The 11,230-nt window shown below is 37.5% G+C and carries 6 protein-coding genes; 4 read left to right on the top strand and 2 right to left on the bottom strand.

What is annotated here, in order from left to right; genetic code table 11:
* The first annotated feature begins 291 nt into the window (after positions 1–291).
* Together D8Q48_RS06870 and D8Q48_RS06865 are read left to right on the top strand one after the other, a co-directional pair.
* Positions 292–1,449, top strand: coding sequence for an MFS transporter (locus tag D8Q48_RS06870; protein ID WP_121056015.1), 1,158 nt, complete (start codon positions 292–294; stop codon positions 1,447–1,449).
* Positions 1,450–1,531: 82 nt separating this feature from the next.
* A complete protein-coding gene (locus D8Q48_RS06865; RefSeq protein ID WP_121056013.1) occupies positions 1,532–3,505 on the top strand; it encodes an FAD-dependent oxidoreductase in 1,974 nt (657 codons plus the stop codon).
* Between the two features lie 140 nt (positions 3,506–3,645).
* On the opposite strand, the gene D8Q48_RS06860 is transcribed toward D8Q48_RS06865, so the two are convergent.
* A complete protein-coding gene (locus tag D8Q48_RS06860; RefSeq protein ID WP_121056011.1) occupies positions 3,646–6,009 on the bottom strand; it encodes a helix-turn-helix domain-containing protein in 2,364 nt (787 codons plus the stop codon).
* 278 nt (positions 6,010–6,287) lie between these two features.
* Here D8Q48_RS06860 and D8Q48_RS06855 point away from each other — a divergent pair, with 278 nt between their 5' ends.
* On the top strand, positions 6,288–7,907 hold the full coding sequence (locus D8Q48_RS06855) for a glycoside hydrolase family 43 protein (RefSeq protein WP_121056026.1): 1,620 nt from the start codon (positions 6,288–6,290) through the stop codon (positions 7,905–7,907).
* Positions 7,908–8,017: 110 nt separating this feature from the next.
* Here the strand turns inward: D8Q48_RS06855 and D8Q48_RS06850 are convergent, their stop codons facing one another.
* Positions 8,018–8,296 (bottom strand): antibiotic biosynthesis monooxygenase family protein, encoded by a 279-nt coding sequence (locus tag D8Q48_RS06850; RefSeq protein ID WP_121056009.1) that lies wholly within the window; start codon positions 8,294–8,296, stop codon positions 8,018–8,020.
* 480 nt (positions 8,297–8,776) lie between these two features.
* On the opposite strand from D8Q48_RS06850, the gene D8Q48_RS06845 reads away from it, so the two are divergent.
* A complete protein-coding gene (locus D8Q48_RS06845; RefSeq protein ID WP_121056007.1) occupies positions 8,777–11,203 on the top strand; it encodes a helix-turn-helix domain-containing protein in 2,427 nt (808 codons plus the stop codon).
* Positions 11,204–11,230: the final 27 nt, after the last annotated feature.

Genomic DNA, 11,230 nt, shown 5'->3' with positions numbered 1-11,230 from the left:
TGAAAGGTTTCCATATAAGTATTCTTCACATACTTTTATAATTATTTCTTTTGAATATTTAGACATAAAAAACCCCCTTAAGTAGATTTTGGTTATTTACCTTGTCTACTTAAGGGGAATCATACCACCCCGTCCCTAAATGGTTCCCCGTCCCTGTTTAATTCAAACTAGACACATTTTGAAAAAGTGTGCTGTTGTTTCCTTGATAATTTTTCTACAATATAATAAGCAAAGTCGTGATTGGAGAGACATTACCCAATTACGAAAATCAGATATCAGGAGAGGGAAGAGATGAGCAAATCGAAAAAAATAAAAATCATTATCACAATTGTCTGCATCTCATTCATACAGGGATTGCAGTTTTGCGTTTCCCCTGTGTTGGGACAGATTCAGGAGCATTATCCGGATGCATCTGTCAGTATGGTGCAGATGCTGGTGACTGCACCTACGTTTTTATCTATCGTAGTTGCAATTATATCAGGTGGTCTTGTTGTTAAGATCAGTAAGAAAAAAATGTTGATTTTTGCCGGTCTGATGGCGGGAATTACAGGATTCTTACCATTTTTAGCAGATAGCTTTATGCTGCTGTTTGTTTCAAGAATTTTATATGGTCTGGCACTTGGATTATGTATCGCGTTGAATACAGCCGTTGTAGCGGAATTTTTCGAGGGAGACGAACGAGTTTCTGTTATGGGAATCCAGGCAGCCAGCGTGGGAGCAGGAATGGTTCTTGTATCTACATTAGGCGGCGCACTTGGTAAATACGGATTCCAGAATGCATACTATCTGAATGTGATAGGATTTATCGCAATGATTCTAATCGCCTTGTTCTTACCGGAAACCGGTACAGCCAAAGTGAGCAAAGATGAAAAAATCGAATTAAATTCAGAAGTGTATAAGGTTGCGTTTATAGGTGTGATTGAAATGTTATTTTTGATTACATTTACAACAAATATTGCAATGCATATCAGTGGAAGTCTTGCCGGAAGTACAACTGTTTCCGGAAATTTGACAGGTGTATTCTCAGGAGCGCAGATTGTTATGGGATTGATTCTCGGAGCAATTACAAAAGTGACGAAAAAATATACATTGCCGGTTGCAATGTTATGTTTCTCAATCGGTGGAGTGTTACTTTTATTATTCCCATCAAATTACGTGATGCTGATGATTGGAGCGGTGTTCTGTGGATTCTCACAGGGAATGTTTATTCCTACAGCGATGGTGGAAGTATCCAATGCAGTAAATCCGGCTTCTACAACAATGGCAGCGGCATGTATGACATGTGGAAACTGTTTTGGACAGTTGATTTCGCCGACACTATTGAACGGAGCATCCAGAATGATGTTTGGAGAGGTAACAACATCGCATGTATATTTAATTGCCACAGTTGGTATGACAATTGCGGCAGGTGTTGTGATTTTGTTACGTGCCAGAAAAAAGACAGCATAATATCATGTTGGGATAAAGATGATAGAACAGTTGCAAAATGCAGAAAACTTAAAATCAAAATACAAACAAGGAGGAACAAACAATGGGCGCTAAGAAATGGAAAGGAAAAGAAAAATATTCAAATTTATTTTCACCAATTCGAATGCGAAATGTACGTGCAAAGAACCGTATTATTGCAGCACCGACAAGTCCGAGTATGATTACAACAGAAGGACATTTTACACCGGAGATGATTGCATATCTGGAAGAAAAGGCTCTTGGGGGAGCAGGAATTGTTACATACGGAGAGGCAATTGTGCATTCTGCAACAGGAAAATCACATAACAAACAGCTTCAGCTTGACTCTTTTGGTGTCAAACAGGGTATGGCACAGGCTGCAAGAGCAATCCATAATGCAGGAGCTTATGCCAACATTCAGCTTTCACATGGTGGTAAATACGGCGGACTTGCAAGTGTTGGTGGAGATCATTTGGATAAATGTAACACTGCTTATGGACCGAGTCACGAGGTTACACCGGTTGGGGAAGTGCAGGAAATGTCAAAAGAACTGATTTTGGAAATTGTGGAGTCTTACAAAAAGGGTGCAAAACTATGTAAAGACTGTGGATTTGATATGGTTCAGGTTCATGCAGCACATGGATGGCTGTTCTCTCAGTTCTTATCACCTGTATTCAATCAGAGAACAGATGAATTCGGTGGTTCATTGGAGAACAGAGCGAGATTCCTGCTTATGGCACTTGATGCGGTAAGAGAAGGTGTCGGACCGGAATTTCCAATCGAAATCCGTCTGTCTGGAGATGATCTGACAGCAAATGGTCTGGGAATGGACGAATGTATCAAAGTTGCAGAGATGGTAGATGACAAGGTTGATCTGATTAATGTATCTTGTGGAAATCACGAAGATCCGGATATGTTCTGTCGTACACATCCTTCTGCATTTTATAAACGTGGTGTAAATGTTTATCTTGCGACAGCAATCAAAGAACATGTAAAAACACCGGTTGCCTGTGTTGGTTCTTTGAATGATCCTGCACAGATGGAAGAAATCATTGCAACAGGTCAGGCTGATATGGTAGAGATCGGACGTGCACTTCTTGCAGATCCATATTTACCAAAGAAAGCATTGGAAGGAAGAGAAGAAGATATTACACCATGTCTGCGCTGTTATGAATGTTTTGGTGAGACAGGAAAGAGTGAGACTGTTAAATGTTCCGTGAACCCTACAATGGGACAGCAGCTTCCTGAAAAATATCCAAGAAAAGCACCTAAGCAGAAGAAACGTGTATTAATTGTAGGTGGAGGCCCGGCTGGAATGGAAGCAGCAATTACAGCAGCAGGTCGAGGACATGAAGTAACACTGGTAGAAAAAGCAGATAAACTCGGCGGAAACTTATATCCGGCATCTGCTCCATATTTCAAGAAAGATATCGCAGACTTCTGTCAGGTTATGATTAACCGTGTAGAGAAATCAGCAGTGAAAGTAATGCTTGGGACAGAGGCAACACCAGAGTTTATCAAAGAATTTGATCCAGATGCACTGATCGTTGCAATCGGTTCTTACGAAGCAAAACCACCGATTAAAGGTTTGGATAAAGACAACGTAATGATGGCAATTGAGGCTGAACTTCATCCAGAGAAACTTGGAAAAAAAGTTGTTATCATGGGTGGCGGTCTGGTAGGAACAGAAGCTGCCGTATCTTTCCATCATGAAGGAAAAGAATGTGCAGTCATTGAAATGCGTTCCGAAGTTGCAGCAGATGCGAACTCATTCTATCGTGGAGGTCTTATGCCTGAGGTAAACAAATCAGCAGAATTATATACGAATACAACAGTAAAAGAAGTAACAGATGAAGGTGTTGTATGTCAGAGAGATGGAGAAGAATTTGTTGTAAAGGCAGATACTGTAGTATGTGCTCTTGGATTCAAGTCAGCATATGACAAAGTCGATGAGCTTTGTGAATTGGTTGATGAGAACTATGTAATCGGAGACTGTAAGAGTGTAGGACTGATCTACAATGCAGTAAATCAGGGATATTATACAGCAATGAGTCTGTAGAACCCTGGCCGTTGGGGGCCGTTGGGGACGGAGTTTGTGGTACAAACTCCGTCCCTTTGGCTTACTATAAAGAGAATTAGATATAGACCACCGGGGACAATAAACGAGCCACAAACTCCGTCCCCAGTGATCAACAGTGGTCAATCAATCTGTATCAGCATAATCTCATGCTCCTGCAATACCTCTTGCAGAATCAGTGTATTATTCTCCGCACAAAGCGTTTCATTCTTTCTGTGTGGGATACTTTTTTCTTTCAGATAAGATATCTCATCTAAGGTCAATTCGAGATCGGTTCCGAGGCGTTTCCATTCATCTAAAATACTGCCGAAGGCAGGACCAAATAGTTGCTTTCGAATTCGATAGTTCTTGTTTGAAACTCCTTGCAGACGAAGTGTGATCTCTAATGCATCGTGGTCATTGAAGATATTTGGTTCATCATCCATTCCGATGGCAGCTTCATCCTTAGAATAGTATTCATAATTTAATGTCTTGTTATTGAAAAGAAGGATAGCAAAATGTCCGAGCTCATCTTTTGTAACAATATAATGGTCATTGCGTTCGATGAGATAATTGTGCAACTGTTTAAAGAATAGTAGTGCATAATATGGAGGTTTACAAAAACCATCAGAACTAAGCAGACCGCAGGCACCATTTAGAATACGGTTTGCATCCATGTCACCGGCAAAAATGTCGCTTGCATACCAGTAACAGATATCCTCTGCTTCTCCGAGCGTATCAACCATCTGATTTATCATAATAGCCGCTTTTGAAGCCATATCATTAAGAAAATTCCGATGGACAAAACTAAGATTCCATTCAATGACAACGATTGGGCGTTTTGGAAAACCACTCTCTGCCAAAATGGAGTGCATTTCGGATAAATCGTTCGAAAAAAAGTGGTCGATATTTTGACGAAGTGCGTTCATTTTTGTCGGTTCCTCTGCTTCTCGATAGGGAAATGAATTCATCGTTATGAAATCAGGCGTATGTCTGGCATTGACCCAATTGCGATAAAATTGAATGATCGTATCTCTGTGAACCGAAGGGCTGTATCCGACACCGCCGATTGAGGCGTTCGGGACTTTGGAGCGAACAGTTTCGAAAAAATCATCCCACAGGTTATTAAATTCTCCGGAAAGTCCAAGCAAGGATTGTCTATATACAAAATACCAGATTACAAATTTCCAATTCGTTACTTCTTTTAAACCATATCGATTGACTACATGATCTAATAACTTTTCGATGACGTGGTTGAATTCACGAGAATCCGAAAAGAAATGTGCGGTAGACATTTCATGAATTTCATTTAGTTTCTTTAAAATATTTAAAACCTGATTATCGATAACGATCATCGGACGGATTCCATTTTCTACAAGAAAATCCAAAACATGGTCGAGATTAACAAAATTCAGTTGTGTTGCCTGATTTGAATCCAGAAGAGAAAATTCTGGAGAAAACAGACCGTTGATACAGCCATATTGAAAATCCAGAGTATGCTTTAAAAATTGAATTTGTCTTTGATAGGTTCCGGATAGAATACGGGAGGCAAATCCAAGATAAATCATGGAACCGCACGGATTTTTAAATTCTTTTCCTTTGGAACAGTCAATATCGGCGGACTGAAGTCTGCTTTTTTGTTCTTTTACCACGACCATTCTTGTTTTGGATCTGTATTCATTTAGAATATCAGCGGATTTTCTGGAAATTTGCATTTCTTGGTCGCTGTTGTGTCTCGTAGTTTTTTTTCGATATTCACCTGGAGAGAGATGGAATTGCTGCTTGAAAATTTTGTTAAATTGAGAAGCAGTTGAAAATCCATTATTCAGTGCAATATCGGAGATTGATAATTGACTTCCGGTTAAATCCGATACAGCATGGCGAAGCCGAATATTTGTTATATACTGTACAAAGGTGATGCCAGTGTTTTTTTTTAAAAGTCGGGAGAGTGATGTCGGGGCAATATGAATCTGTCTGGCAGCATCCGGAAGTGTAATATGTTCGGGAAAATATTCTTCGATGTAAGAAAAAACATGATCAAGACGTTCGTCAGAAGTCTCAGCCAAAGGCTGCTTGTCGGATAACATAAAAGAACAAATTAAGTGATTGCAAATTTTATATAGAATACTTAGTTTCTTCGCATTTATTTCTTTCATATTCAGTGCACATTCCCCAAGCAAGTCATAGATCAAATAGCGTAGTTGTTCATACTTTACGCTAGAATGCCGCGAACTACAACATTGAAAATATGGAAGTCGTTTATGTGTTAATTCTCGAAATAGTTCTGAACGAATAGAAATTATTAACATAAAGGTTTCGGGAGAAGTTTGCATTTTAAAGTGTCGATTCCAATTGATCATTAGAATATCTTTTTCGGACAAATGATTTGTTTCAGCAGTTAATGTTACAGTAGCGCTGCCGTGAATGATAAATAGAAGCAAATATTCATTTTGTATAGTATCAATCATAATCGAATCTTCATAAAATTTGATTTCGAAATTATTCATTATCTGTAAAACCTCCTTTGAAAAGCTATAATATGACAAAATATTTGTTATATTATAACAAGTAATGGATGCGTGGTCAATTTTGGATAAAAGATGACAAGAAAAAGATGAATGAAAAGGAGAAAAAAATAAAGAAATTTATTAAAATAAAACCATTGGGGACGGAGTTTGTGGCTTTTTGAATGTCCCTAATGGTTGTAGAAAGATAAAAAAGACCAAAGGGGACGATGTTTGAGCCAAAAACTCCCTTCCCAATGGCAATGAAAGGGGATAAACTTATGAGTTACAAATTAAATAATCCAATTATTCCAGGATACTATCCGGATCCTTCTATCATTCGTGTGGAGGATGATTTCTATCTGGCTTGTTCCAGTTTTGAGATGTTTCCAGGAATTCCGATTTTTCATAGCAAAGATCTTGCACACTGGGAGCAGATTGGAAATGCGCTGACGGAAGAAAATGGATTCCATATGGAAAAAAATTGTGGAGTCGGAGGTTTGATGGCGCCTACAATCCGTTATAATAATGGAACGTATTATATTATTAATGCTAATTTCGCTGACAAAGGAAATTATATTTGTACAGCAAAAGACCCGGCAGGTCCGTGGTCAGAACCACATTGGATGGATGACGTCCCGGGAATTGATGCATCTATTTTCTTTGACAATGACGGTAGTTGCTATGTTATGGGAACAGGAGATGTCTGGGATAACGGAACCGGTGTGAAAGAAAGAGGAATCTGGCTTGCACCATATGATATTGAGAATTTCCGCGTGACAGGCGAGCCTTATACGATTTATAACAGTGCTATGAGAGGCGGGGCATCTCCGGAAGCTCCACATCTGTATCATATCGGAGATTACTATTATTTGATCATTGCAGAAGGTGGTACAGAACATTATCATGCGGTAATGGTGGCAAGATCAAAAGAACTCTTCAGCTTTTTTGAAGGAAATCCGGCAAATCCGGTTATGACACATAGACATATGGGATTCAAAAGCCCGATCATTAATGTCGGACATGCTGATCTCGTAGAGTTAAAAGATGGAAGTTGGTATGCTGTGATGCTGGGTTCTCGTTTAATCAATGAAAAATATAAAAACCTGGGACGAGAAACATTTATTTGCCCGGTTATATGGGAGAGGGAATGGCCAGTATTCAGTCCGGAGACAGGAAAAATCGAATGGAGCTATGATGGTCCGGAATCTTTGGAAGAAACAGTTTATCCAGAAGAAAATAAGTTTGACGATTTTGATGAACAGAAATTGCCACTTTATATGACATTTTGGGGAACACCTGGTAAGGAGTGCTGGAAAATTGAAGATTCTTGCCTGAAATTAAAATGTATTCATCAGAGACTGGACGATGATCTAGAACAGATGGGCATGGAAGGCACTTTATCGGATGATAAATATGCTGCTTTTGTAGGACGACGTCAGTGCAAAATGGATACTACAATTACAACACGTATGACATTTGTTCCAGAAGGACAGGAGAGTGCGGGAATTGCGGTTGTACAGGCAATGAACCATCAACTCCATGTAGAACGTGCCTGTGAAAACGGAAAACAGGTTGTACGTGTAAAACTGATCACAGCAGATTATCAACAGCCACCATATTTCCCGGGATTTACAAGCACGACAAATCGTGAAGATATTTGTACAGTGGAGTATGATAAAGATACAATTGTATTACAGATTGAAATGCATAATGAAGATTTTACGATTCGATATGGAGAGTCGGAAGAAAATCTGAAAGAATTGTGCAAGGCTGACGGATCTTTGATCAATCCAGAAAAGGTTGGATGCATGTGCGGAACAGTGCTTGGAATGTATGCGACGGGAAATGAAGAGGATTCAGAAAATACGGCAGCGTTTGATTGGTTCCGTTGTGAATAGGGACGGAGTTAATGGCTTTTTTAGTGACCCACATGACCCAAAACTATATGATAAAATTAAAAACCACAGGGGATGGAGTTTGAGCTAAAAACTCCGTCCCCTGTGGTTTTCTATGCCTCCTCAAGAAATGTATCCGTACCGCTTACATAGTAAGCCCCCATACCTGGAATATGTTTTTTAAAAGTATCTCCTTGCACATGTGCGAGAAAGTCTTCCTGAGAATCCCATTGAGAAACAAAGGTAACTTCATCTTTGGTTTCTGGGTTTACAAAAACCTGCATTCCGTGGCATCCTTTGTCATTGGCAATCACATCTTCTGCAAATGCTTTTGCAAGTGGTAAATATGCGTCTCTGTCGGTTACTACATTTGTTGTAAATACTGTTGTCATAATAAAAATCCTCCCTATGATTTATTGAATTTCGAAAAAATGTGAATATGAAAAATCCACAGGGGACAGTAACTGAGCCAAAAACTCCGTCCCCTATGGATACTATCATAGTAGAAAGAAAAAAGCAGTGTCAATTGAATTTGCCCAAAAAGAAAAAGAGGTCAAGAACACATATCGTTATTATGACATATGAAAAAATTATAAGAACAGAAAGGTAAAAACGCGATACAAACGAAGTGGATTTAACGCATGTAAAACGTTGACAAAACAGATTTGATGTGCACTAGAATAAAGACAAAAAGAGTAGTAGAATTTTTGTGGTATTCACTAAGAAAAGTAAAAATTATAACAAATTTTATATGAAATTTAATAATTTCAAGAATGGATTTCACAATTTTCAATTGCTATAATGTTAAGATAAATAAAGAGAGAAAAGTTTTCTTCAAAATATTATAGAAAAGGATGACTTTAGGAGGAACTATGGAACAGGATACAAGAAGAGATAAGCTGAAGCTTAGTGTGTTGAATGAAGTAGATGAACTGGAGCACTTCCATCAGGATATTGAATTGTTGTATTTACTGGAAGGTACATTGGATGTTACGATCGGGGAACAGACAACCCATATGAAAGAAAATGATGTCTTAGTCGTAAATGCGAATAAAAAACATATGTTAAGTGGTTCGGAAGATATTTTGTATATGCAGATCATGATTTCATATAATTTGGTCAGTGATGTATTTCAGAGTATTGATGTGATTTTCTGGTGTGATTCTACAAAAGATGAAAGTGACCGCTATGATGAATTAAGAAAAATCTTGCGTGCATTGTTGAACCATTATCTGGAAACACATGGAAATACAGCAAATTTTGGGCATATTGCATTGTGTTATCGTGTTATGGATATCTTATCAATGTATTTCCTTGTGCAGGCAGCCGACCGGGAAAATATGGATGACAAGGATAAGTTTGAAGATCGAATTCTTCAGATTAATAATTATATCAGGGCAAACTATAATCAGCCAATTAGCCTGAAAGATCTGGCAGATAAATTATATCTGTCAAATGGATATCTTTCCAGATTTTTTAAACGAAATTATGGGATGAGTTTTGCAGAATATCTGACCAATATTCGTTTGTTTCATGCAGTGGATGAGCTATTATATTCAAGTGCGCCAATCACAAGAATTGCTTATGATAATGGATTTGCCAGTGTAGCAGTATTTAACAAGGTGTTTAAGAAGGCGTATGGAGAGACGCCTTCTGCTATGAGAAAAAAGGCAAAAGAACAGAAGCAGGAACAAAAAGAAGAAAAACAAAATCCGGAAATTGAGAAACGTCTGGAAAAATATTTTGTTGTAGATAGTCAGTCGGAAGAAGAACAGGATAAATTGAGTGTCTGTCAGGGAGAACATTCAGTGTTGCAAAGTGAGAAAATCAAAAATTCCTGGGGAAATACGATTAATATTGGTGTAGCATCGGAATTGCTTCGATCTGAGGTGCAGGAACATGTTATGATGCTGAAACAGGCATTGGGATTTAAATACATTCGATTCTGGAATATTTTTTCACCAGAGTTTTTGATTAATGTAGATGATCCAAAAGAAAATTATAATTTTACAAGATTAGATTCCATATTTGATTTTCTGATTAATTTAGATTTAAAACCGCATATTGATTTCGGTGTAAAATCACATATGATTGTATATAACATAAATAAATTACAAATCTGTGATGAACGAGAAAAAGATTATCTTAGTATTGACTTTATGGAACCAAAGAAATGGGAACGCTTCTTGAATGCTTTCATGCAACATTTAATCTACAGATATGGAAGAAGTGAAGTGGATAGTTGGAGAGTGGAATATTGGTTTAATGAAGGTCAATGGAAAAAGAGTGCATTTGATCAATATTTTGAACTGTTTGATATTACATATCGAACAATAAAAAAATACAGTGAAGGTATGGAAGTCGGCGGAAGTGGTTTACGGCTTGATTTGGATGCAAAATTAAGAGAATATTTCTTAAAAACATGGAATGAGCAACATTGTAGACCTGATTTTATCTCTATTTACATTTATAATTATGAACGAGGAAAAGAAAATGATGATCGCTATGCAAAAAGAAGTACAGATGATGACTTTTTCTTGCATAATATAAATAGTGTAAAAGAACAGATTGCAGAAGCCAAAATGGATGATATTAAACTTTATATCACAGAATGGAATTTTACGGCATCAGTTCGAAATTATCTGAATGATAGTTGCTTTGGTGGAGCATATATTATAAAAAATATATTAGATTTGTATGGTCAGCTTGATGAAGTAGCACATTATCTGGGAACAGACCGTACGCAGCAGTATTACGATACAAATGAATTACTGTTTGGTGGAGCGGGAATTCTGACCAAAGATGGTATCTTAAAACCATCTGGATTTGCATTTGATTTTTTGAATCGTTTATATCCATATTATGTTGGTCATGGAGAAAATTATCTGGTATCTACAGATCAGCATGATTCATATGGAATCGTATGTCATAATCAGAAGGGATTAAGCTACAATTATTATTTAACAAAAGAAGATGAGCTGGAAAAAGAACATTTGTGGAGATATTTTGAAAATCGTGATGAACTGGAATTGAGTCTTAAATTAAAAGATATGAGTGAAGGTACTTACCAGATTAAAGTATATCGAATCAATGAGAAAAATGGAAGCGTGATTTCCATTTGGGGAGAACTTGATTATGAAAAAGGACTTTCCAGAAATGATATTAAGTATTTCCGAAGAGTCTGTGAGCCAAAACTGACAATACAGAAGATGAAAACGGAACAAAATGAAATGAATCTGAATATTAAATTGATAGCAAATGAAATCGCGTTTATTCGAATTCGAAAAATTTCAGAGTAATAAAAGTGAAAATAGTTAAATTATAGT

It is taken from the genome of Ruminococcus sp. B05 (assembly GCF_003628495.1).
GTDB classification, from domain to species: domain Bacteria; phylum Bacillota; class Clostridia; order Lachnospirales; family Lachnospiraceae; genus Schaedlerella; species Schaedlerella hominis.
Note: the sequence above shows the minus strand (reverse complement) of the source record. Positions and strands in the feature narration are given on the sequence as shown.